Here is a 24,703-nt window from a genome sequence, read left to right as displayed (position 1 = left end):
CGTATTACTGTCGACACTGGGCCAGCGTTTTAATCTGCTGGCCCTGCGCGTCAAAATTCTCCGCCGCTAACCAGCGCTGCAATGCGCGGTCACACTCAGGCCACTCGCCATCAATCATCGATAGCCAGTCACTGTCCCGGTTGCGGCCTTTGCGGACAATTTTCTGGCGAAAGCGGCCTTCAAAGACAAATCCCAGGCGCTCTGCCGCGCGACGCGACGCCAGGTTGAGAGAATCACATTTCCACTCCACGCGGCGATATCCCTGTGCGAAGGCGTAGCGCAACAGCAGCCAGACGGCTTCTGTGCCCAGTACGCTATTTTTCATCCGCGGCGACCAGGTGACATGGCCGATTTCAACGCTGCCGTGCTCGCGTTCGATCGCCATAAAGCAGACTAACCCCACCGCACGTTCTGCGCGGATATCCACCACGGTGAAAGGTACCAGCGCGTCATCATTCGCTTTTCCACTGAGCCAGTGGAACGTCGCCGCAACGCTATCGGGTCGACGGCTTGCCAGCCACGTCCAGTCTCGCTCGTCGTCTGCCTGCGCATAAGCGTCGAACAAATCGGCGGCATGACGTTCAGGATCGAGCGGCTCAAGGCGACACCAGCGACCTTCCAGCACCGTCCGTTGCAGAACGGACGCGCCATGCCAGTCCGGTAGCGCATCGCCCACCGTCTGGCCGTATTCATTGATTTCCGGCACCGATTACTCCTTACACAAGGATAAAATTTGGTTATAGCAGTTCCCGATGCGCCTTCAAAGCACCGGATTCAGATTTCTTCCACCACGCCGAAACCCGCACTCACTTCTATACTCATCTGACAAATCAAAGGAGAAGCGAACACTATGCCACTACCCGATTTTCACGTCTCTGAACCGTACACCCTCGGCATTGAACTGGAAATGCAAGTGGTTAATCCGCCGGGATATGATCTGAGCCAGGACTCTTCGACGCTGATTGCCGCAGTGAAAGACCGGGTACACGCCGGCGAAGTGAAGCACGATATCACCGAAAGCATGCTGGAGATGGCGACTGACGTTTGCCACAGTATCGATCAGGCGGCGGCGCAGTTTTCCGCGATGCAACAGGTGATCCTGCAAGCGGCGGCTAACCATCACCTCGAAATTTGCGGCGGTGGTACGCATCCGTTTCAGAAATGGCAGCGCCAGGAAGTATGCGATAACGAACGCTATCAACGCACGCTGGAAAACTTTGGCTATCTCATTCAGCAGGCCACCGTATTTGGCCAACATGTTCACGTCGGCTGCGCCAGCGGAGATGATGCGATTTACCTGCTGCACGGGCTGTCGCACTTTGTCCCGCATTTTATTGCGCTCTCGGCGGCTTCACCTTATATGCAGGGCTCCGACACCCGCTTTGCCTCGTCGCGGCTGAATATCTTCTCTGGTTTCCCGGATAACGGCCCCATGCCGTGGGTGAGCAACTGGCAGGAGTTTGAAGGGTTATTCCGTCGTCTCAGCTATACAAGCATGATCGACAGCATTAAAGATTTACACTGGGATATTCGCCCCAGCCCGCATTTTGGCACGGTCGAAGTGCGGGTGATGGATACGCCGCTCACCCTCAGCCATGCGATCAATATGGCCGGTTTAATTCAGGCTACCGCGCACTGGCTACTGACGGAACGACCGTTTAAACATCAGGAGCGTGACTATCTGCTATATAAATTCAACCGTTTTCAGGCCTGTCGCTACGGGCTGGAGGGGATTCTGACCGACGTGCATACCGGCGACCATCATTCGCTTTCAGAGGACACGCTGCGCCTGCTGGAAAAAGTTGCGCCGTCCGCTGATAAAGTCGGTGCCGCAAGCGCGATTGAAGCCCTGACCCGGCAGGTTAAACAGGGTGCCAGCGAAGCGCAAAAAATGCGTGAGTTTGTCAGCGATGGCGGATCGCTCATCGGGCTGGTGAAAAAACATTGTGAGATTTGGGCCGGGTAAGCGGCGCCGGTTTGCGTTAACGGTGAAGATCCCGGACAATGGCTTTTTTAACTCACGTTTAACATTGCCATGAAACACCCGCTTGAATCACTGATGACCGCCGCCGGTATTCTGCTGATGGCCTTTCTCTCCTGCCTGCTGCTTCCCGCGCCTTCGCTGGGGCTGGTGCTGGCACAAAAGCTGGTTGCGACCTTCCATCTGATGGATCTCAACCAGTTCTACACGCTGCTGTTCTGCCTGTGGTTCTTAGCGCTTGGCGCTGTTGAATATTTCGTGATTCGCTACGTGTGGCGTCGTTGGTTTTCGCTGGCTCACTAAGCCGGTGAACCAACCGGGCGCCACTTCTTTTGGCGCTCACTAACAGGAACCCGAGAGACTCACCACATTACCAATCAGGCGTGATTTGTTAATTTAAATATTAGAACAATAAATATTCTTATCTATGCGCCTTCCACACATTCCATCTTTCCGGCACAGAGATCATTTACTAATAAACCCGAAAGCAAGATACGCCTGCGGGCACCGTCCTGAAAGCCCATTATCTGACGTTCCCGGAAGTGAGCGCGTATTGTGATAACGGCATGATAATGAGCTGGGCAGTGGGCGATGGTCCCGGCTCTGCCTATACCCTGCCAATGGGGAAATGAAATCTTATCAATGGCAGTATCACTGTGCTCGCCTGCACCATACCGTCCGGTACTAATCTCGCGTTCCCCATTGGGGATGTGCAGGCCGATCAGTTTACCCAGTTGGGTACCCATTCACAGGAAAGCAGCACGGCTGACCTGAAACGCGACTGTGACGCGAACGCCGATATCAATGTGACGTTAACCGGCGCACAAAACCCTGATACCACGGACGACAGCGTTCCCGAGCTCAGTAACCAGGGTGACGAAAGGGTTGCCGCGGGGATCGGCGTGCAGTTACTGTACAACGATACGCCACTGGAACTGAATAAGATGCTTAATCTTAAACGCTCGGCAGGCGGCCTGGAGCCGTTCCCCATTACCGCCCGATATATACAGACCAAAGATAAAGTACGGGCCGGACAAGCAAATGCGACGGCGACACTCAATCTGACGTATCAATAAAACCCCACAGGCTATATATAGTAAATCGCCCATTATTGGCAAAAATCCTTCATACCCCTCACCTATGTTTTTTAATCCACAGTGAGGAGATGTTTTGCCAAAGAAAGCGTTTTTCCGGGAGATCAGTGTGCCCGACTGTGATTTTCTTTGCGGTAGGCGCCCGGCGGCTGGTTAAACGTGCGGGTGAAAATGCGGGTAAAGGTCTGTTGAGAGTCAAACCCGTAGCGCAGACAAATGTCATACACTTTTTCGTCGGACTCGCGCAGATCCCGCGCCGCGAGCAGCAGTTTACGCTCACGAATATAACGTCCCAGACTCTCCCCTTTGTACTGTAAAAACAGACGCTGCAGATGCCATTTGGAATACCCCGCGTGGCGCGCAATGTCGTCAATGCGCAGCGGCTGATTCAAATTATCATCTATCCACTCGACAATCGTGTCGATAACCTGAGCAGAAATGGTCATTCGGAACTCCTCTCCTGCAAATGTGAGGTCTGCTCCCACCAGACGGTGAACGGCTGCGCCAGATCGTCCAGTTTTACCGGTTCACCCTGCATTGGCGTGAGCAGACGGTACGCTTTATGTCGACTGGCCAGCGCCAGCCGTTTGTAAGGGTCATCCCAGGTATGTTTAGCCAGCACAAAGCGTCCGGCATGACCGGGCAATATCGCTTTTGCCCGCAAATCCTGAGCGGCCTGAGCGGTCTCTTCTGGCATCATATGGATGTACTTCCAGTCCTGGTCATATTGACCGTTCTCCATAATGGCAAGATCGATGCCGCCAAACTGCTCGCCGATGGCCCGGAAATGAGGCCCGTAGCCGGAGTCACCGCTGTAATAAATTTTCTGTTCCGGCGTTTCGAACAGAAAACTGGCCCACAGCGTCTGGTTGCGCTTAATGCCGCGGCCAGAAAAATGCCGCGCAGGCAGAACGTGAATCATCAGCGAATCGTCAATTCGCACGGACTGATTCCAGTCGCGCTCTTCAATGATGTCGCTATTCATTCCCCAATAACGCAGATGCGAACCGACACCCAGCGGTGTAAGCACGCGCTTCACTTTGGGCATTAACGCCTTGATGGTGGCGTAGTCCAGATGGTCATAGTGGTCGTGCGAAATGATCAGCAGATCGATCGCCGGCATCGCCTGCGCCGTCCACGGATAGTCGCCTGCGAAAGCCTTATTGAGGAAGGAAAACGGCGCGGCATAACTGCTGAGCACAGGGTCAATCAGAATACGTTTGCCGTCCAGTTGCAGATACCACGACGAATGCCCGAGCCAGATTAGGATGTCTTCAGTGACCGGCAGACTGGCAAGATCGGTCGCAACCAACGGCAGGGGCTGATCGGGGCGCGCATTCTCACGCTTCGCGACCAGAAACTCCCACCACGCCGCGAGCATACTTTTGTTTCCGGTATAGCCCGGCGTCGGTATCTGATTATGGAATTGCCCGTCCCGGTAGTTTGCAGATTGTTCAACCTGGCTAAGCTGAGCGCCCTGTGGCGCCTGGCCGAAGCCAGCATTGAGGACAAACGGTAACGTTGCTGCACTGGTAATGAGCATAATAACAACCACGCAAACTGTGAGACGCTTCATATCCTGACCTGAAAACGCGCGCCTGTCCGATGGTTTGCGCGACGCACCCTTGATTATGAGTGAGTAAGCACTCATTATAGAAATCAGACGTTTCTCGTCAAGATGATTTTCAATCTTTGACATTCACCGTTGCGGCGCTGCATACGCCGTGTTTCAATCACATTTTTAGACCACATTAAGGGTAAAGTGTAGTGGCTCGTCCGAAGAGTGAAGACAAAAAAAAGGCATTACTGGAGGCAGCAACCACGGCGATTGCGCAGTCCGGGATCGCGGCGTCAACCGCAGTGATTGCCCGCAATGCTGGCGTGGCGGAAGGGACATTGTTTCGCTATTTCGCGACCAAAGACGAGTTAATCAACGAACTGTATCTTCATCTTAAACAGAGTCTCTGCCAGTCGATGATCGCCAATCTGGATCGTTCACTGACCGATGCCAAAGCGCTGACCTTTTATATCTGGCGCAGCTATATCAGTTGGGGGATAAACCACACGCAGGGGCATCGCGCGATACGCCAACTGGCCGTCAGCGAAAAAATCACCAAAGAGACGGAACAAAAAGCCGACGATATGTTTCCTGAACTGCGCGATCTCTGTCACCGCTCAGTGCTACCGGTCTTTATGTCCGATGAATATCGCGCCTTCGGCGATGCGCTGTTTTTAACGCTGGCAGAAACGACAATGGAATTTGCCGCCCGTGAACCGGCTCGCGCTGAAGAGTTTATTTCTCTGGGTTTTGAAGCCATGTGGCGCGCCCTCACCCGCGAGGAAAAGTAATGGACGAAAAAACGCTGCACGAGTGCGCAAAACGCCTGGCATTAGCCTTCCCCTTTACTGAGCACTGCTGGCCGTTCGGCCCGGAGTACGACGTGTTTAAGGTCGAAGGAAAGATTTTTATGATCGTCACCGAATTTAACCGCCGTGCGGTAATAAACTTGAAAGCCGACCCGGAAAAATCCCTGTTAAATCAGCAGATTTACCCCAGCATAACCCCCGGTTATCACATGAACAAAAAGCACTGGATTTCCGTCGCGCCCGGTGACGATATTACCGAGTCGTTACTGGAGGAGTTGGTGAACGACTCGTGGAATTTAGTGGTCGATGGCCTGCCTAAACGCAGCCAGAAACGAATCCGTCCGGTCTGATTAGTCTCAAATAACGAAAACTGTGTTCGCCATTTCTCTCTTATCATCTCCGGGAGAACCCTGTAACCTGCGAAGATTAAAACCAACCGGGAGTCGTTATGGATATCGTTTCAGTTGCCTTAAAACGTCATTCAACCAAGGCATTCGACCCAGCTAAAAAGCTGACCGCTGAAGAAGCCGAAAAAATCAAAACACTGCTGCAGTTCAGCCCGTCCAGTACTAACTCTCAACCGTGGCACTTTATCGTCGCCAGCACAGAGGAAGGCAAAGCGCGCGTGGCGAAATCTGCCGCCGGTAACTTTGTCTTCAACGAGCGAAAAATGCTTGATGCCTCGCATGTCGTGGTGTTCTGCGCCAAAACGGCAATGGATGATGCATGGCTGGAACGCGTGGTTGATCAGGAAGAGGCCGATGGGCGTTTTGCTTCCGCGGAGGCGAAAGCCGCTAATCACAAAGGCCGCACTTTTTTTGCCGACATGCACCGTAAGGAGCTGAAAGACGATGCACACTGGATGGCAAAGCAGGTGTATCTGAACGTGGGTAACTTCCTGTTAGGCGTCGCCGCACTGGGTCTGGACGCGGTGCCAATCGAAGGTTTCGACGCCGCCATTCTTGATGCAGAATTTGGCCTGAAAGAAAAGGGCTTCACCAGCGTGGTGGTGGTGCCAGTCGGTCATCACAGCGTGGAAGATTTTAATGCCTCGCTGCCAAAATCTCGCCTGCCGCTGAGCACGATTATTACTGAATGCTAATGTCTTCAGGCACGTTGCTTCGCGACGTGCCTGTTCTCATTACCCTTCCACTCGTTAAGGTTCTTTCAAGTTTCTTACACATTGTGTAACACCTCAGAAATATCTTGAACAGAAATTATCCATATCATTTATCAATCGATTTCCCCATTTTCGACGATGCCTCTCTTTCATATTAATGAATTACCTAATAAACACATTTTTATAATAAATAATTGCGATATTTTTTTTTGCAATTATCAATGTGTTACTTTTCACCCCCAGCCAACAATTGCTGTTAAAAAAAAACGAATCGTTACAAGTCCTTTTCTGGATTAAAGGGATTGCATGGTTTCATATCCCCCCCATTTTTCACCAATGAAATGGGGAATTTATATTCAAGGAAATACAAGGATCAGTAAATGAAAAGCAAAAATATTAATATCGTGCGCAATAATCGTCAGGTTTTACACGCAAAGCTGGCTCCAAACTGCTTTGCAACGATGCTTGCGCTTGGAATGATTATGCCAGCTCACGCTGCGGTTGTAGCAGGTAATACTAACCAACCGGGTATTCATACCAACGCAAATGGCACTACCGTTGTTGATATTAATAAAGCCAGTGCGGGTGGCGTTTCACATAACGTTTATTCTGAGTTCAACGTAGACAGTAACGGCGTTATTCTGAACAACAGTAGCAGCAATTCGAACACTCAGTTAGCCGGCCAGATTAATGGCAACGCTAATATGGCGAGCGGCAGTGCAAAAGTGATTCTTAACGAAGTGCGCTCCTCCGATCCGAGCCAGCTTAACGGCATGATCGAAGTCGCCGGTCAGTCCGCTCAGGTCATTATTGCTAACCCATCAGGCATTACCTGCGACGGTTGCGGTTTTATTAACACCAACCACGCAACGCTAACCACGGGGACGGCCACCTACGATAATCAGGGCAACGTAACCGGACTGGACGTCAGCAAAGGCCAGGTGTCTATTACCGGTAAAGGTATGGACACCCGCTCCACTCAGTACACCGACATTATCGCTCGCTCCGTGAAGGTCAATGCGAAACTGCAGGCGAATGAGCTGAACATCATTACCGGTAATAACCGTATTGATAAGAATGGTCGCGTACAGAAAAAATATGACGACAGCACCAGCCCGGAAGTCGCGCTGGATGTATCTGCGCTGGGTTCCATGTATGCCAATAAAATTTACATGGAAGGGACAGACAGTGGCGTCGGCGTGCGTATTGATCACGCAGACCTGACCGCGACGGATACCTTGTCTCTCAATGTTGATGGCGTGATTGAAAACAACGGCGGCCATATTAGCGGTAAAAACTCCACTGCTGTAATGGGATCATCTGTTCTGAACCATAATGGCCAGATCACGTCTGATGGGATGGTCTCCGTTTCTGCCGACGAATTACTGGACAACAGCAATGGTCAAATCAAAGGCAATTATGTTGATTTGTCTGGCAAAAACACAGTAAACACCCATGGCAAGATTCAGGGAAACCAGCAGACCACCATCATGGCGGATTCGCTGAATAACACCCAAGGTGAAATCACCAGCGAAGGCGCCCTGAGCATCGCTCGCTCTTCTAACAGCTATAACTCCTGGGGAGCGACCGGCGTCAATAATACAAACGGTCGTATCAATGCTAAAGGCTCGCTGACCGTGGACTCAGCAAATCTGGACAACACGTCTGGCAGCCTGACAAGCAACGGCTCGATGAGTGTTAACGTCGATACGCTGACCAACAATAACGGGGTTATTTCTGCAGGTAATGGCTGGAATATGATTAACGCCTCCATGTTGAATAATGATAACGGCGTTATTCAGACTCAGGGACGTGACAGCCAGTTGCAGGTAAGCGGCAATAACATGCTCTCTAACCATAACGGCACAATTCATAGCGACGGTTCCGTTTCTATCAATGGCGCACTGGATAACATGTCCGGCACGATTTCAGCCGGCAATGATATCTTCATGTATGGTTCGTCTTATTATTCTGATCTTGCCAGCAAGCTGGAAGCGGGTCACAACATTGATATGACGGTGACAAATACTTTCCAGAACGCAGGGACTCTCGCTGCGGGACAGGATATGTCTTTAACCATCGGTTCCAATGGTTGGGGCAGCTACGGTGGCCCAGCCCAGAACAGTGGTTCTATTACCGCCGACGGTAATCTGAATCTGCAGATGAATAGCAGCGTGTTTAATAACAGCGGTGCAATCCACGCTAATCAAATGAATCTGCAACTGTCCGATCTTGCTAACAGCGGTACGATCTCCAGTAACAATGACATCAACGTTAACGCCAACAATGTCTATAACCTGATGTATGGCAACATGAATGCTGGCCATAACATCTACATCACAACCTCTTCTCTGATGACTGACGCAGGAAGCGCTATTCAGGCAGGGGAAGATGCTAGCCTGTCTGTGATGAGCAACCTGAACAATACCGGTGATATCCGTGCCGCGCATGATATCAACCTCAATGTGATGGGAAGTTACGGTTATTCACAGAGCACCTCTTATAACAACGGTACCATTGCCGCTGGTAATAAATTGAATGCCCAGATGGATCGCGTAACGTTGATGAATAGCGGTACGCTGAGCGCGGAAAACGGTATTACGCTGACCACTAATTACCTGAACAACAGCGGCAACATCTCCAGCACCGGTGATGTTAAGCTGAATACGTCTAACGGTATGTTCAACGAAAGCACCGGTACGATTACGGGCGATCACGTTTATACCACGGGTTATGTCACTAACATGGGCGTTATTAATGAAACGGGTTCGGCTAATCAGGATGATGGCGCGAATACCCCTGACAACAATAATACCGATAATGGTGGTTCAACCAATAACGATGATAACACCGTGGTACAGCCTAATGGAACACCTGCAGGTAACGGTGTCTGGGAAAATGGCGTCGTTTATAAACCAGGTGACATGTATTACGGCTACGTCGTGGTAGATATCATCTATTATCCTGGCGGTTATGTTATCTGTACTGGGATTTAATATATTTTAGTTCCAAAGCCCCATGAAGTTATGGGGCTTTATTAATTTATTTTAGAAATGCTTCTGAGGTTCAGTACCTACAGGGAAGAGTTAAATATCATGATTGTTTATCGTACCAGCCTCAGTCTCATTCTTTTCTCACTGTTCGCGATACGCCCTGGCATCGTGGAAGCTGAGCCCGTCTCAGGCCAAGGTGCCACCAGTCAACAACAGGATCAGGCAAGGCATAATCAGCTTGCTCCTCAAAGTAAGACATTGCTCACGGCAGAAAATGTACAAGATAGCGATACGCTGATCCTGCCCAAAGAATCCGTCTGCTATGACATGAAACACGTAGTTATCGATAAAACGGTCGCCCTCCCCCACTGGCTGACCTTTAACGATCTTATTCGCCAGGTTGAAAAGCATTGTATCGGAATACAGGGGATCACGGCTCTACATAAAGCCGTCCAGAATCGGTTAATCTCCCATGGATATATTACCAGTCGGGTGTTAGTTCCAGACCAAAATTTAAAAGAGGGAACATTAACCCTGCGAATTTTGCCCGGTCGTATCAGTGAATGGCTGTTACAAAATCAGGAAGGCCGCACCGTTCATCGCTGGAATAACTTCCCGGAAGCTGAAGGCGACGTTCTTGATTTACGCGGTCTGGAACAGGGACTGGAAAATTTGCAGCGTATTCCCGGATCGCAGGCAAGTATTCATCTTGTTCCCGGTGAACATCCTGGCGATACTCGCGTAGAAGTCAGTCGCAGCCAGAATAAAGCATGGCGTCTGGGGACGTGGATGGATGACGCCGGAAGTAAAAAAACGGGGCGTTATGAAGGCGGTCTGGCCTTTTACCTTAATAACCCCACGACGCTGAATGACATTTTTTATGTTGCTTATGGCGGCGGTTTTAAAAATGAGTATGGACGTCGCAACGACAACACTTCCGCCTTCTACTCCGTCCCGTGGGGCTACTGGCTGCTTGAACTCTATGGCAGTAAATATCGCACGGTTCAGACAATCCATAGCGGTGATTACCACTATCAGTACAGCAGCAGTGAAAAATTACTGACTGCAGAAATCAAACGCGTTATCTACCGCAGCGCCAGCCAAAAAACAACGCTGGGTTTTAAAGGCATTAAACGTGATTCACACTATGACCTCAACGATGTTGAAGTGGAAGTACAGCGCCGGGACACCAGCAGCTGGCAACTCAACCTGGAACATTTAGCTTATCTGCCCTTTGGGCAACTCACCTCCCGACTGGGCTATCAACATGCCGCGCACTGGTTTGGCGAACAAGCCGATGCCGAAGAAATGGTAGGTAGTGCCGATCCCCTGGCACGCATTATTACCCTGAGCGTCGACGGCACATTTCCGTTTAAGGCAGGCGATCTGTCGATGAGCTATGAGCCGCATTTCATGCAGCAAACGTCACCGGATAAACTGACGCAGCCGGATAAATTTACTATCGGTAACCGCTGGACGGTACGTGGCTTCGACGGTGAATCCTCCATTTATGCTGATAAGGGTTGGTATCTGCGTAACGACATTAACCTGAATCTCCCCAGGTGGGGAATGCAGCCCTATCTTGGCTTTGATTACGGGGAAGTCAGCGGTTCGAAAAATGATTACTGGAGCGGCACACGCATCGCCGGTGCGGTTGCGGGTGTGCGAGGTGTTAAAGGCAACGTTGGCTATGATCTTTTCGCCGGCGTTCCGGTGATGAAACCTGATGATATGCAGACCAGTCCGTTTACACTTGGTTTTTCAGTGCAATGGCAATATTAAATCGATGCCTGAATGGATCAGTCTTAGAATGGACAGGACTTAAATAGCGCCATCTTGAGTGGGTAAATACAACATCGATTTACCCACTCAAGAATATTATGCCCGCCCGAATGCTCGCGTTTTGCAAATCTGGGGAAACCTTCACGTCTTCCCACCTTATGCCGCTTTTTTATACTTCCTGCTCAGTTTTTACTGGTTAGTGCTGATACATATTCCCTGGCCAAACAGCGGCGATTACGGCATGAATTTACCGATGAACCTGCTGTCGTGGGCTGCGATTTTGCTTCAGGCGCTGATCGTCTGGCTATCGCTGCAAGCGGATAAAATACGTCTGACACCCACGTTTTTATGCCTGCTATTCAGTGCGATAGCATTTACGTTACCCGTCTTCTGGTCGCCTGATCAGGGACTCGCCATCGCTCTTCCTCGACTAACAGGGATCTGGGGAGGCGTGTTTACCTATCTCACCTTACTTCAGTACCCACCGCGGGAAAAAGAAATTGTTGCTCTGAGCTATATGATCGCTGCGGCAGCTTGCATTGAAACCGTTTATTCTCTGATGGGTTTCTGGTGCCCACAATGGCTTCCCTTCCCGCTTAACGCACTGGCTGAAAATTATTCCGGTGGCGCACCGGGTATTTTTCAACAGCGTAATGTCACCGCCACATTTCTGGCGACAGGTTTATCTCTTCTGCTGGTGTTGATGGCGGACAGGCAGCGAACGCTTAAATCGTTTCGTGCGGAAACTGCGCGGAGGTTCGCAATCTGTTTTGCAATTATCCTCATCTCTGCGACGCTAGTATTATGTCGTTCCCGAATTGGCTGGCTGGGCGGTCTGTGTGGAATTGCCTGCGCGTCGCTTCTTTTCTGTCAACAATGTTGGCGAGATAGAACCACGGCTTGCCAACGCCTTGCGATTATTTTCTTACCGTTCATCGGTGGTCTGTTGGGTTCGGTTTTGCTCCAGGGTTCCGTATTAAATTCGTTGGCTCATGAAGGGTCAAATCAACAACGACTCCTGACGCTGGAATACACCGTGCGCCTTATCATGACGCATCCCTGGAGAGGGATTGGTTTAGGCATGTTTGAATCGGTGTATCAAAATTTTATGGCCGATCTTCCTTTCGCGAATCCTGGCCGGGAAATGATGCAGCATCCACATAATGAGACGTTATTTATTCAGGCGGAAGGCGGAATTGTCGCCTTCCTGGGCGGGCTGATTCTTTTATGGGGTTGGATTATTTTATTTCGCCGCCCAAAAAGCTTGTGGCAGTGGGTGACGCTGTTAACCACCCTACCGATTTTGTTACACACTCAGGTCGAGTTTCCTCTTTATTACTCCGTTGCGCACTTTTTTCTCATCCTGCTACTGATGAGTGCAACTGAAAGCCGTAAATCCACGTTCACCTTGCCGGTAAAATATCTGCGTCCAGCCCTGGCCGCGACCGCACTGTACGGTATTGTGCTGTCAATGCAGCTCTTTCGCGCCAGTGTGACACTGGGAGAATTCGAAACGGGCCGACTTGAACCACCGGAAAGTATTCGTCAATTATCCGTTCCCTGGCTGATGCAAATACGCTGGCAGCGGGATCTCTCCCGCTTACATCTGATGCATTTTAATCAAAGCGGTAATATTAATGAGCTAGATTTATTTGCTCAGGAGAATGCCGAGTGGATCACAATGCATATGGAAGAAGATGCCTGGAGCGACCAGATTAATATTCTGATGTTTCTGCAAAAGCGGGAAGAGGCACTGGCGCTAAGGCTGCGGGCTCAACGCTTAATGCCATGGGATGAGCGCTTTAATCCGGGTGAGTAAAAATAAAAGAAGCTGGCATCATAGTCGGCTTCCTGCATCATTTCACTGATAAGTCAGGTTTAGCATTGCCGTGGCGTTGGCAGTAGCGGCTTTCACTTTATCTTTAGTCTGAATATCACTGACCGCAACTGTCGCCATCATCGTCGTTGATACAGTTGATTAAGAGTGACAATTTACGCTGGATTCATACACTGTCAGCGCCTGTCAGATAGGTTGATCGCGCTGTACAATTATCTGGGAGCGTTTATCTGTAACGAAGAATGGAATAAGTGCAGGTTATCGATATGGTCGCATAACAGTTTGTGGCCCCCAAAAAGAGCATGTCCAACAGAAGGTTCATTCTTCGCCCCCAAACTGATTTTAAAATTGTGTACACACCGAACCTATCTACACTCAGTTTTTATCAGGCATAGTTCACCACAAAGGTCACTGAAACATTTGCACTTCCTGGCGTCACATCATCAACTACAGACTGATAACTCGCTGAAAATTTAAGTTCAACGGAGTCCTCACCTCCTTTTAAAGGGATGCCTTCAGAAGGTTTATCGGGGGGGAGTAATTTCCCCTTACTGTCATAAATTGTATTAGCTCAGACCTGATCTGACAGTTACCGGTTATTTATACAGGTATCTGTCAGATTACATCTGGTTTAAGTTTTTCTCAGCCCAGATGCGTTTTCCATCAAGTAATGTTTCCACTGGCGTCCGGCCACAGCACATTTTCCCTGATGAGTTCGCTCATTATTATAGTGAGCCAGCCATTCATCAAGATCCGATTGTAATGAAGCAAGATCACCATATAACTTTTTGCGGAACGTTACCTGATAAAACTCGTTCAGGATCGTTTTATGGAACCGCTCGCAGATACCATTGGTTTGCGGTGACATTGCCTTCGTTTTCGTATGCTCAATGTCATTTATCGCCAGATAAAGCTGGTAATCGTGCTGCTCCACTTTACCGCAGTATTCGGTGCCTCTGTCAGTATCCTCAGCATCGGCAGGCCATGAGACTCATAAAACGGCAGTACACGATCATTCAGTAAATCAGCCGCTGTAATCGGCGTTTTAGTGACATAGAGCTTGCAGTGAGCCACTTTCGAGTACGTATCAACGGACGTCTGCTGATAGATACGCCCGACGCCTTTCAGATTGCCCACATAGAACGTGTCCTGTGGCCCCAAATAACCCGGATGAGCGGTTTTAATCTCACCACAGGACTCGTCATCGCTAGCTTTACGTTCCAGCGCGGCGATCTGGCTGTCGGTCAGTTCAATACCATCGCGGGCCATTTTCTCTTCCAGCGCTTGCAGGCGTTTTTTGAAGTTCTCAAGGTTATGGCGTAACCAGACGGAACGGACACCACTGCCGGAGATAAAACGCCCTGTTTACGTAACTCGTTACTGGTCCGGTGCTGACCGTGAGCCAGGAATTCGACAGCATAATCAACAACAGCTCGCTCAGTGGCCTCATCGGTACGGTTCTTTAGGTTAGGAGCACGATGGCTACGATTTAGCAGTGCATCCACGCCACCTTCATCGGCCAGTTCGCGATAACGGTAAAATGTATCGCGCGAGACGCCCATGATTTTGCAGGTTTTCGACACGTTACTGAGTTCTTCAGCCAGATTGAGCAAACCGGCTTTGTGTTTGATGACGGGATTGGTAGTATGAAGCATGAGAGTTACCTCGTGTTTTGTATAAGGATTCGACACCCATATCAAAACCGGTAACTCTCAACCTTTCAAGGCCATGTGTCAGATCAAGTCGCGACTAATACAACTTACTTTTGTGAGAACTGATACTATTGAGTCAGCGCTGTCGGTTGCTTAACTCTGCAGCATGAATGCTGAGGTCAGTTATTTGCGACCTTTTAGACTCATAATCCGTACGTACAAATCCGTACGTACAGCACGTACTACGATCTGTACAACTTTATCAAGTTTAATTAGTTTCATGAATTATTCGCAGTCGTAAACTTTAACGCCAAATAAGCTCTTACACTTTCCTCATATAATATTCACCTTATAATATAATATAATATAATCTTCAGATACCTTAATTAGAATTGCTATGCCATTATGAAGCCAGACACTCATGTCATCAATATAATCAATGCCGTTTCCGACACTTCTCGCATTTTGCATGCCCGGGAGCGGCAAATCATATCTCTCGGACACCATGCCGAATCGATGACTTTTGTATTACATAAAGGCACGGTAAGTGTTTACCGTAGCCACGACCAACTGCTACTTAAGCATCTTAAAGCACCTATGATTGTTGGCATAAACTCGTTAATGAATACGAATGCTGATTTCTTCTACAAAGCCAACGGGGAAATCCTTTTCGAAATCATTCCGACATTACACGTAATGAATGTCATTGCGGAGAAAAACCTTTGGCTGGACGCATCCTATACCTATATGTATGCCATAGATAAACTTCTCGAAGCACATCGTACCTCTGCTGGCCTCTCAACCTACGAACTGATCCGCACCAATCTTATTGCATTGATAGCAGAGAAAGAAGAACTGCGTCTTGCGGTTAACGCGAGTGACTACATCCAGGAAAAAACGCATCTTTCGCGTAGCCGCGTGATGAAGATTTTGAGCGACTTGCGGCTGGGTGGCCATATCGAGATGGCGCGCGGTATTCTTACTAAGATCAATCGTCTTCCCGAACAGTACTGACCTGGCTCATTTGCATAATTTCCTTACAGCAGTCATCATAGGTCACTGTTTTGTAAAGGAGAGGTTATGCAGGAATTAATTACTCAGGTTGAGGATTTAGCGGGTATTGAAATGAATCACACCACCTCGCTGGTGATGATTTTCGGTATTATTTTTCTCACAGCCATCATTGTGCATATTATTTTGCACTGGGTGGTATTGCGCACCTTTGAAAGGCGCGCTGTTGCCAGCTCCCGTCTGTGGCTACAAATTATTACGCAGAATAAGTTATTTCACCGTCTGGCATTCACCCTGCAGGGTATTATCGTCAATATTCAGTCCGCACTGTGGTTGCAAAAAGGCAGCGAAGCCGCAGAGATTCTTACTGTCTGCGCACAATTGTGGATCATGATATATGCCCTGCTTTCATTATTTTCGTTACTCGATGTCATATTAAATCTGGCGCAAAAGTTCCCCTCTGCCTCTCAGCTTCCTCTCAAGGGGATATTTCAGGGTATAAAACTCATCGGCGCGATTATTGTCGGTATATTAATGATATCGCTATTAATCGGCCAATCGCCCGCGATTCTGATTAGCGGCCTGGGCGCAATGGCCGCCGTGCTGATGTTGGTATTTAAAGACCCGATTCTGGGGCTGGTTGCGGGCATTCAGCTTTCTGCTAACGACATGCTGAAACTGGGTGACTGGCTGGAGATGCCGAAATACGGTGCTGATGGCGCGGTCATTGATATTGGTCTGACGACGGTGAAAGTCCGCAACTGGGACAATACTATCACTACGATTCCGACCTGGTCGCTGGTCTCTGATTCGTTTAAAAACTGGAGCGGCATGTCGGCATCAGGTGGTCGGCGCATTAAACGCAGTATCAATATTGACGCCACCAGTATTCATTTTCTGGATGATGATGAAAAGCAGCAACTGTATAAAGCGCGCCTGCTGAAACCTTATCTGGAGACGCGCCATCAGGAGATAGATGAATGGAATCAACAACTGGATGCGCCGGAATCGGTATTGAACCATCGGCGGATGACCAATATTGGGACTTTTCGCGCCTACCTGAATGAATATCTGCGCAACCATCCACGCATTCGCAAAGATATGACCTTAATGGTACGTCAGCTGGCGCCAGACGATCACGGTCTCCCCCTCGAAATTTATGCTTTTACCAACACCGTCGTCTGGCTGGAATATGAAAGCATTCAGGCCGATATTTTCGACCATATTTTTGCTGTCGTAGACGAGTTTGGATTGCGCATTCACCAGTCACCTACGGGCAACGATATTCGCTCGCTGGCGGGAGTATTTCAACGATAACGCAAAAGCGCCGATCTCATTACGCGAATGAGATCGGCTTCCTCTCAGCGTACTTTGCGAGAAAGTTTAAACGCAACAAACAGGAAGATGACCCATACCGGCAGCAACATGGCTGACAAACGCATGTCGTCGATGGTGCACATCAGCACAAGGATCATCGCCAGGAAGGCGATGCAGATATAGTTTCCTGCCGGGTAGAGCAACGCTTTGAACTGGGTATCACGCCCTTTGCGACGCATCGCGGCACGAAAACGCAGATGCGCCAGACAAATCATGATCCAGTTCAACAGCAGCGTCGCCACCACCAATGCCATCAGCAGACCGAAGGCCTCTTTCGGCAGCAGGTAGTTGATGAGCACCACCAGCGAAGTGATCGCACCAGAGAGCAGTAATGAATTCACCGGCACGCCACGACGGCTGACACGGGTCAGAAACTTCGGTGCATTGCCCTGGACTGATAGACCAAACAGCATACGGCTGTTGGAGTAAACGCCGCTGTTATAAACCGACAAGGATGCCACCAGAATCACGAAGTTCAGCGCTGAAGCCACGACGTTACTGTTCAGATCGTGGAAAATCATCACGAACGGGCTGCTGTCGGATTTCACTTCCACCCACGGGTAGAGCGCCAGCAAAACCACCAGCGAACCGATGTAGAACAGCAGGATACGGTACACCACCTGATTAACCGCTTTCGGAATGCTTTTGTGCGGGTCACGCGCTTCCGCTGCGGTGATGCCGATAAGTTCCAGCCCACCGAAGGAGAACATGATCACCGCCAGCGACAGAATCAGCCCTTTCCAGCCCGTCGCCAGAAAACCACCATGCTGCCACAGGTTATCGATGGTCGCCCGCTCACCGCCGTTCCCCGAGAACAGCAGCCATAAACCAAAGCCGATCATGCCGATGATCGCCAGCACTTTGATGAGCGCAAACCAGAATTCGGTTTCACCGTACAGACGGACGTTCACCAGGTTGACGGCGTTAATGATGATAAAGAAGGACGCGGCCCAGACCCAGGTGGGAACCTCGGGTAACCAGTACTGCATGTAGATACCGGCGGCCGTCAGTTCAGCCATCCCGACCAGCACAAACATGACCCAGTAGTTCCAGCCTGACAGGAAGCCCGCAAACGGTCCCCAGTATTTATAGGCAAAGTGAGCGAAGGAACCCGATACCGGCTCTTCGACAACCATTTCGCCGAGCTGGCGCATGATCAGAAAGGCAATAACCCCGGCGATGCCGTAACCCAGCAGCACCGCTGGACCCGCCATCTGAATCGCGGGCCCGATGCCGAGAAACAGCCCGGTACCAATCGCGCCACCCAGGGCGATTAATTGAATATGTCGATTTTGCAAACCACGTTGCAGCGTCGGACTCTGTTCCGACGACGCTTCAAAACGGCCGTTGTCTGAAGCGGATGACGCGTCTTTCACGCCCTACCCCTGTCTCTTTTTTAGAAGGGGCACGTTTTAACACTTCATGCTGGAGGTAGCAAGTTAAAGGCACTGGAATGGAGGGGGCATCCTTGCCCCTGATAACGAGGTGGAACTCAGAACTCGTAACCAACGGACACTTTAAAGGTGCGCGCTTCTCCCTGGGTGACGTACGTGCCGGAATCATCAACACTGGCCCAGTAGTTTTCGTTGGTAATGTTGTCGATGCCCGCGCGAACGGTCATCTGATTTTGGTTCTGGTTAAGCGCGAAGCGATAGCGCATACCCAGATCCAGAGTAGTGTAGCTGTCGAGCTTTTTGCTATTAGCCAGATCCGCATACTGAGAACCGGAATGGTTCACGCGCGCGGTAGCGGTCAGACCTTCAATCGGCTTGATGTCATACTCGGCACCCAGCACGGCGTAAAAATTCGGCACGCCGATCGCATCATTGCCCTGGTTCAAACCGTTGTTGGTTTTGGTCATCTCGGCTTGCAGCCAGGTGGCGCTGGCGTTCAGACGCATGCCCAGCATCGGTTCGCCGAAGATGTTCAGCTCAACGCCACGATTACGCTGCTCGGCATCCAGACCATAATGTTTGGTTTCACTGTCAAGAATTGCCGATGGCATTTTGATTTCAAACAGCGCCAGCGAACCGCCAACACGCCCGAAGTCCGCCTTCACGCCCACTTCATTCTGCTTAGAATGGACGATACCGGTGCTCTGACCATAGTTGGTTGCCGTGTTGGGCGCTGCTTTACCCGGCTGTAACGCTTCAGTGTGGTTGGCGTAGAAAGATATCTCTTCCCAAGTCTTGTAGACGACGCCGTAAGTCGGCATCCAGCGGCTACCGTCAAAACCGTCGGCGGCGTTTTCCGCGCCGGTAATTTTGTCATAACCCCGAATCACCACTTTCTGATGGCGTGCCCCGACGGTAAATAGCAGTTTGTCATCCAGCACGCCCAACGTATCGCTTAGCAACCAGCCCTGAGTCCGGGTGCGCCCACTGGTCAACGGATCGCTGTAGTTACCGCCTTTACCGTTCGAGTTAGTACTGGCCGGCGCGTCAACGCCGCGGTTGTGATAGATGTTGGTATACGGGTTATCCGCCGCTTTAGACATTTTCCACGCGATTTTTTCGTTTTTGCTTTGTGCCGAGTAGCCAACGTTCACCTTGTGCGAGACAAAGCCCGTAGCGAAATTGCCGCGAATTCCCGCCATGCCGCTGACCGTGTCGCTGATACGGTTGGTATCAAGACGACTGGCGGTGGCCGTCCCGCTCTTATCCAGCAGTTTCGGCGCGCTGTAGAGACCTTCCTCGTGCGCGTGCTGAGCGCCAAGTGCTGTGTAGGCAGTCCAGTTGTCAGTGATGTCGTATTCGCTACGCCACATGCCGAACTCGTTTTCAATGTCGCTATACGCCCATTTCTGCGAGAAGTTACGGTCATTTTTTGGCGGCGCGGGAACGAAATCGACCAGAGAAATGTTGACGCTGGTTGGGCTGCCGTGGAAGGTTTTTTTCTGATAACCCACGTCCAGTGAGGTGCGGAAGTTATCGCCTCTGTAGTCCAGACCGGTGGAGAGCAGCGTAGTACGACGGCGATCGTCCTGAATCCGGGTTTCGCCTTCACGGTGGACCAGATTCACCCGCGCACCAAACTGATCGTTGTCGCTAAAGCGACGACCGGCATCCAGCGTGGTGCCAATCTGTGAATCCGACGTGTAGTCCACGCCGACTTTAGCCTGCGGGATGTCGCCTGCATGTTTCGGTTCAAGGTTGATCATCCCGCCGACGGCAGAACTCGCGGCGCCGTTCATCAGGGCGTTTGCCCCTTTGAAGATTTCGATGCGATCCACCATCTGCGCATCCACCACCTGACGCGGCAGAACACCAGACAGCCCGCCAAAGGTCATATCATCGCCGTCAAATTTCAAACCACGAATGCGAAAGCTTTCCGCGCTGTTGCCGTAGCCCTGGACATACTGCACGCCCGCATCGTTTGCCACGACGTCGGCGATGGTTTTCGCCTGTTGATCTTCAACCAGTTTAGAGGTGTAGCTGATGACGTTGTACGGTACGTCCATCGCACTTTGTTGACCGAGCATGCCGAGTCTGCCGCCGTTGGCGACTTGTCCATCAAGAAAGGCCGGCAGCGGCGTGTCGCCACCCGGTTTGAAATCATTTTGGGTTGTCGCCTGGACCACAATGGTGTCCTCCGCTTTTTTCGCGGTGTCTGCCGCCCAGGCCGAGCCAGAGATTGCGCCCATCGTCAGCGCCAGAATAGTTTTGGTGTTGTTCATGTGAATGCCATCAAAAAGAGTCAATGTGGCGGGGGACAACATCCGTCCCCCGACTGATTTTTATTATTTATTCAGCTCAATACGCACAACGCTGTCCGGCACATCGGTTGAGTGGTCTTTATTAAATTTCTGTTTCACAGTGACATACAGCGTCTGGCCGTCAGCAGAGAGCAACAGGCTGTTTGGATTCGGCGGCAGGTCCCAGCTTTTTTTCACGCTGTAATCGCTCGCGTTGAGACTGAGCAGCTTCCCGGAATCACGCTGGGTGATGTAAATTTCGTTGCGTTTGGCGTTGAATGTCACCGCCAGAGAATCCCCAACGTCCAGTTGCTTCAGCACCTTGCCGGTGTGGATATCGAGCACCAGCGTGGTTTTCGCTTTGGCGTTATCGGTCACGAACAGACGTCCGGTTTGTGGGTCTTCCGCCATATTCAGCAACAGCGCCGGCTTGTCGCCCAGCGGCTTCCAGCGTTTCTCAACGTGCTGATTACGCGGGTTGATTACCAGGATTTCACCACCGCCATTCGCGGCGTAGATGCGCTGGGTCGTTTCGGAGTAGTGCAGACCGGTCATCCATTTGCCCGTATTTTTAATGCGCGTTTTCAGCTTCAGCGTTTCGGCATCAACCACCCAGATCACCGCAGGATCGGCGACCGCGCCGATATACAGCAGGCCGTTATGCAGCAACACCTGACGAGCGCCATACGGGAAACCTTCCGCGTTCCGCTCAGGAAACAGGACGCGATTTTTAACTTTGCCATCCGCAGTGTTCAACGCGCTCAGGCCACCGTCCAGCGAGTTGGTGACGTACACCGTTTTGCCATCAGGCGAAATCGCCATACCAAAGTTTTTCAGATCCGTGTGGCTGCGACCGATCGTCTTAAGGGTTTTGGCATCCAGTTTGTAGATCACCCCGCCCTGAACATCTTTAAAGCCTTCGGCACTGGCGACATACAACGCGTCCCCGGCAGGATTTAATGCCATCTCATACAGGCCATCCGCCAGATCGCGCTTTAACGTATCGGTCGCCACCGCGGGCGTCGCCGCTTTTTCAACGGTATTTGACGGCGTAGTGACGGGCGTAGTGGTCGCGCAACCGCTTAATGCCGCCGCGATCAGCACGGCCAGCGCCGTAATATTTTTTTTCATTCTGGGTTCCTTACCAAAAAAGACACGCATTAAATAATAAAGAGAATGAGAACTATACTTATTCTCTTTTTCGAAGCAAGTGTATTTCGCGCAAAAAATACCCTTAATGAAACAGAGGTTCGAATTGTGAGAGCTCAAACGAAAATGGCGAGTGAACGATAATTTCTGCGAATTATTCTGGACGAACAGGCCCCGCAGGCCACAGAATGCGATTTGCACTTTTTTTATATTTTTCAAACGAATGACTTAACCTAAATATCGTCATTCATGTGTCGGTCACGCCAGGCAACGGTGTCATGAATAAAATCATCAAACGACTCGAAATCATTAAAAGCGCCATCGAACTTGAGGATGAGGAGATCATCCAGCAGCAGCTTGTGCATCTGCAGCGGGAATCTGGCGATCCTGTAATAACGGCAATTGCCCAGGCTATCGAGACGCGCCGCTTCAGTGATGCAATGCGTGAAATTGCTACCTTGCTACAAAATCAGCGCGCCATAACCAACTGGCAGGATCCGGCGATTGCCGCCAGCAAGCTGGAACTTAAGGCGCTGGAAAATCAGTTGCGTGAATTGATCGATACCCGTAATACCCGCATTCAGATTCTGGATGAGTTTAACGACCAGTATCATCTGCGCCTCGGGCCATTAATGAGCCGTATTCTCGAGCTGCGTAAACAGCTCGCAGCCAGCGCCCTGCGTCGGCAGGAAGCAGAACGCAGACGTCGCGAGAAAGATTACCTCTCCTGTCAGCAGTACATCTCACTGGCGGTCGATCGGTTAGCCCAGCTTAAACAGCAATGGATGGGCATGGATTCAGCCTCTCGTGCCGCAGTCGACATCCGTCAGCGCATCCAACAGCAAACGGAGCTGATTACCGACCTGCTCGCCGAGATCCGTGAACTGGAAGCCGATTTTTCCCGCCAGGATGACAGCGACACGCGGCAGGCACAGGAAGAGGCAGCGCATGAATATGAGGAGTATCAGGAACAGCAGCAGGATGCTCAGCACCGTTTCGCACGCGATCAGCGCCTTTCACCGGATGAGCGTAATGAGCTTAAGCGCCTGTGGCGTCAGGCCAGCCGTTTGTGTCACCCGGACGTTGTCGCTGATGAACTGAAAGAGAAAGCGCACCAGATGATGGTGCAGCTCAATCTGGCGCGGCAAAACGCCGATCTGGCGGCCATTCGCGCCCTGCTCACTCAGTTGCAAAGCGGTCTGGAGCCAATGATGGCCAGCGACCGGTTGAACAATCTCGACCATCTGCGGCAGAAAATCCAGCAGTTGCGGATCCAGATTGATGCGCTGATAAAAGAGATCGCCGGGCTGGAAGCAGAAAATGCCTGGCGTCTGGCGACCTCGGTTCGCGATAAAGAAGCGTACTTTGCAGAACAAGAACGCGCGCTGGCTGAGCTTCGCGATACGCTGGAGACCCAGGTTAAACATGTTGAACAGGATCTGCTGGCAGGTTAAGTTTTTTTGTAACAAAAGGGTGGCGAAGGAGTGCTGGCCAGTTGCCCGCCCATAAACAGCACAAAAAATCAAAAATAACACTTAATAACGTTAACTGAAAAACTAATAGAGTTTAATTCCACATAATCATCAATAACCCAGATTTATTCACTTAAAATACGTTAACCTCAAGAGCATTACGCAGAGGGAGTGTTTTTACGGTGACATTACCCAGGAATATTCTTAACTCACGATTCCGCACATCATCACGTTTATCCCCTACCTCCACACCGCATGCCTTTACCTCCGATGGTCTCCGCTATTTTTTAAGACTTTCCCGCAAACGCTCCATTATTTTCCCAGCCGTTTTCATCAATCCATAAGTGAAATCTATCAATCATTCTTCAGGAGGTGAAATAAACGATTTATCTTAAATTTTAACAAAGCGTAATATTTCAATTGAGAATAATCCCAATACAGGTTGTGGATTTAAACAGATTCCCAGACTGGGAAAGAACCCTTTTTTAAAATGTTAAAGAGGGGCAGGATGCTATTGCCGACTCAAGGAGAATTTAATGTCAAAAGCTATTTTTATGGGTGATGATTATTACACCTGGCTTGGCATGAAAAATATTCTGCGCGGCACATCACTCTATTATGGCATGCAATATTATGCAGCCAGTTCACCGCCCTCTTCTCTCCCGGTTGTTCAGAATAATGATTACCTCATTATTCATCCCGAAGAGACGGATATTCTGAAATACGCCAGCATCATTCGCCGTCTCTCCTCGCGTGCGTCATTGATGCTTTTTGTGCTGACGAATGTCGAAACCTTTGCGGTATTCCAGACCATTTGCGGCATGCAGATGCACTTTCTTGACCGCACATTGAGCCTTGACGCACTACACGGCCGGGTGATTCAACTCATCAACTGCAAGAACACAAGTGTGAACCGACCGCTGGATAATGCCATGAGCGTTAATGAATTTAACGTCATGATGATGTATTCCCGTGGCTGGTCACTGTCCAGAATTGCCACTATTGCGCATAAAAGCGAAAAAACTATCGGTACCTATAAAAGCAATATTGCCAAAAAGCTAGGGCACAACAACACCCATCTGAAATATATATTCTCCCACTATCGCTAACAGCCTACTAAGGAAATACAACACGGACGACTGAGAATTAATTAAGACGTTATCAATCACTAAAA

At 50.2% G+C, this 24,703-nt stretch carries 19 protein-coding genes and 1 pseudogene; 13 read left to right on the top strand and 7 right to left on the bottom strand.

Features of this window, described 5'->3' with window-relative positions:
* Nucleotides 1-4: 4 nt before the first annotated feature.
* Entirely contained in the window at nt 5-706 is a 702-nt protein-coding gene (locus tag KI228_RS06545; protein WP_044256664.1) for a GNAT family N-acetyltransferase, read from the bottom strand.
* 144 nt (nt 707-850) lie between these two features.
* Between KI228_RS06545 and KI228_RS06540 the strand changes: the two genes are divergently transcribed.
* The 3 genes from KI228_RS06540 (at nt 851) to KI228_RS06530 (ending at nt 3,057) form a co-directional block, all read left to right on the top strand.
* A complete protein-coding gene (locus KI228_RS06540; RefSeq protein ID WP_061070397.1) occupies nt 851-1,966 on the top strand; it encodes a YbdK family carboxylate-amine ligase in 1,116 nt (371 codons plus the stop codon).
* 69 nt (nt 1,967-2,035) lie between these two features.
* Complete coding sequence (locus KI228_RS06535) at nt 2,036-2,284, top strand: DUF1158 domain-containing protein (RefSeq protein WP_043001486.1); 249 nt, start codon at nt 2,036-2,038, stop codon at nt 2,282-2,284.
* A gap of 353 nt (nt 2,285-2,637) precedes the next feature.
* The gene (locus KI228_RS06530; protein WP_054176110.1) at nt 2,638-3,057 is read left to right on the top strand and encodes a fimbrial protein; all 420 of its coding nucleotides are present in this window, start codon (nt 2,638-2,640) and stop codon (nt 3,055-3,057) included.
* A 122-nt stretch (nt 3,058-3,179) separates the two neighbouring features.
* On the opposite strand, the gene KI228_RS06525 is transcribed toward KI228_RS06530, so the two are convergent.
* Nucleotides 3,180-3,521, bottom strand: coding sequence for a RamA family antibiotic efflux transcriptional regulator (locus tag KI228_RS06525; protein ID WP_043001487.1), 342 nt, complete (start codon nt 3,519-3,521; stop codon nt 3,180-3,182).
* On the bottom strand, nt 3,518-4,651 hold the full coding sequence (locus tag KI228_RS06520) for an MBL fold metallo-hydrolase (RefSeq protein WP_043001488.1): 1,134 nt from the start codon (nt 4,649-4,651) through the stop codon (nt 3,518-3,520). The genes KI228_RS06525 and KI228_RS06520 overlap by 4 nt, the downstream gene beginning before the upstream one ends.
* A 191-nt stretch (nt 4,652-4,842) precedes the next feature.
* Here KI228_RS06520 and KI228_RS06515 point away from each other — a divergent pair, with 191 nt between their 5' ends.
* The 6 genes from KI228_RS06515 to KI228_RS06490 all read left to right on the top strand — a co-directional run bounded on the left by KI228_RS06515 (nt 4,843) and on the right by KI228_RS06490 (nt 13,156).
* Entirely contained in the window at nt 4,843-5,424 is a 582-nt protein-coding gene (locus tag KI228_RS06515; protein WP_043001489.1) for a TetR/AcrR family transcriptional regulator, read from the top strand.
* The gene (locus KI228_RS06510) at nt 5,424-5,792 is read left to right on the top strand and encodes an MmcQ/YjbR family DNA-binding protein (protein ID WP_044256666.1); all 369 of its coding nucleotides are present in this window, start codon (nt 5,424-5,426) and stop codon (nt 5,790-5,792) included. The genes KI228_RS06515 and KI228_RS06510 overlap by 1 nt, the downstream gene beginning before the upstream one ends.
* Nucleotides 5,793-5,890: 98 nt before the next feature.
* Complete coding sequence (nfsB, locus tag KI228_RS06505; RefSeq protein WP_043001491.1) at nt 5,891-6,544, top strand: oxygen-insensitive NAD(P)H nitroreductase; 654 nt, start codon at nt 5,891-5,893, stop codon at nt 6,542-6,544.
* A 398-nt stretch (nt 6,545-6,942) separates the two neighbouring features.
* Nucleotides 6,943-9,558, top strand: coding sequence for a filamentous hemagglutinin N-terminal domain-containing protein (locus KI228_RS06500; protein ID WP_141227474.1), 2,616 nt, complete (start codon nt 6,943-6,945; stop codon nt 9,556-9,558).
* 99 nt (nt 9,559-9,657) lie between these two features.
* On the top strand, nt 9,658-11,337 hold the full coding sequence (locus KI228_RS06495) for a ShlB/FhaC/HecB family hemolysin secretion/activation protein (protein WP_043001493.1): 1,680 nt from the start codon (nt 9,658-9,660) through the stop codon (nt 11,335-11,337).
* 241 nt (nt 11,338-11,578) lie between these two features.
* A complete protein-coding gene (locus tag KI228_RS06490) occupies nt 11,579-13,156 on the top strand; it encodes a PglL family O-oligosaccharyltransferase (protein ID WP_155016847.1) in 1,578 nt (525 codons plus the stop codon).
* Between the two features lie 638 nt (nt 13,157-13,794).
* On the opposite strand, the pseudogene KI228_RS06485 reads toward KI228_RS06490, so the two are convergent.
* Nucleotides 13,795-14,829: pseudogene (locus tag KI228_RS06485) on the bottom strand (IS481 family transposase).
* 402 nt (nt 14,830-15,231) lie between these two features.
* Here KI228_RS06485 and KI228_RS06480 point away from each other — a divergent pair.
* Nucleotides 15,232-15,840, top strand: a complete 609-nt coding sequence (locus KI228_RS06480; RefSeq protein WP_141227471.1) for a helix-turn-helix domain-containing protein — start codon at nt 15,232-15,234, stop codon at nt 15,838-15,840.
* A gap of 66 nt (nt 15,841-15,906) precedes the next feature.
* Entirely contained in the window at nt 15,907-17,154 is a 1,248-nt protein-coding gene (locus KI228_RS06475) for a mechanosensitive ion channel family protein (protein ID WP_043001497.1), read from the top strand.
* 44 nt (nt 17,155-17,198) lie between these two features.
* Here KI228_RS06475 and pheP read toward each other — a convergent pair whose 3' ends face one another.
* The 3 genes from pheP to KI228_RS06460 form a co-directional block, all read right to left on the bottom strand.
* Nucleotides 17,199-18,590, bottom strand: coding sequence for a phenylalanine transporter (gene pheP, locus KI228_RS06470; protein ID WP_043001498.1), 1,392 nt, complete (start codon nt 18,588-18,590; stop codon nt 17,199-17,201).
* A gap of 116 nt (nt 18,591-18,706) precedes the next feature.
* Nucleotides 18,707-20,890: a TonB-dependent receptor gene (locus tag KI228_RS06465; protein WP_061070403.1), complete on the bottom strand. Its 2,184-nt coding sequence runs from the start codon at nt 20,888-20,890 to the stop codon at nt 18,707-18,709.
* A gap of 63 nt (nt 20,891-20,953) precedes the next feature.
* The gene (locus KI228_RS06460) at nt 20,954-22,039 is read right to left on the bottom strand and encodes a YncE family protein (RefSeq protein WP_044269026.1); all 1,086 of its coding nucleotides are present in this window, start codon (nt 22,037-22,039) and stop codon (nt 20,954-20,956) included.
* A 296-nt stretch (nt 22,040-22,335) separates the two neighbouring features.
* Here KI228_RS06460 and KI228_RS06455 point away from each other — a divergent pair, with 296 nt between their 5' ends.
* Both KI228_RS06455 and KI228_RS06450 read left to right on the top strand, forming a co-directional pair.
* Nucleotides 22,336-23,511, top strand: coding sequence for a DnaJ family molecular chaperone (locus KI228_RS06455; RefSeq protein WP_044269025.1), 1,176 nt, complete (start codon nt 22,336-22,338; stop codon nt 23,509-23,511).
* 554 nt (nt 23,512-24,065) lie between these two features.
* Entirely contained in the window at nt 24,066-24,638 is a 573-nt protein-coding gene (locus tag KI228_RS06450) for a LuxR C-terminal-related transcriptional regulator (protein ID WP_044269022.1), read from the top strand.
* Nucleotides 24,639-24,703 lie beyond the last annotated feature (65 nt).

This window comes from Citrobacter amalonaticus (genome assembly GCF_018323885.1).
In the GTDB taxonomy this organism is placed as follows: Bacteria; Pseudomonadota; Gammaproteobacteria; order Enterobacterales; family Enterobacteriaceae; genus Citrobacter_A; species Citrobacter_A amalonaticus.
Note: the sequence above shows the minus strand (reverse complement) of the source record. Positions and strands in the feature narration are given on the sequence as shown.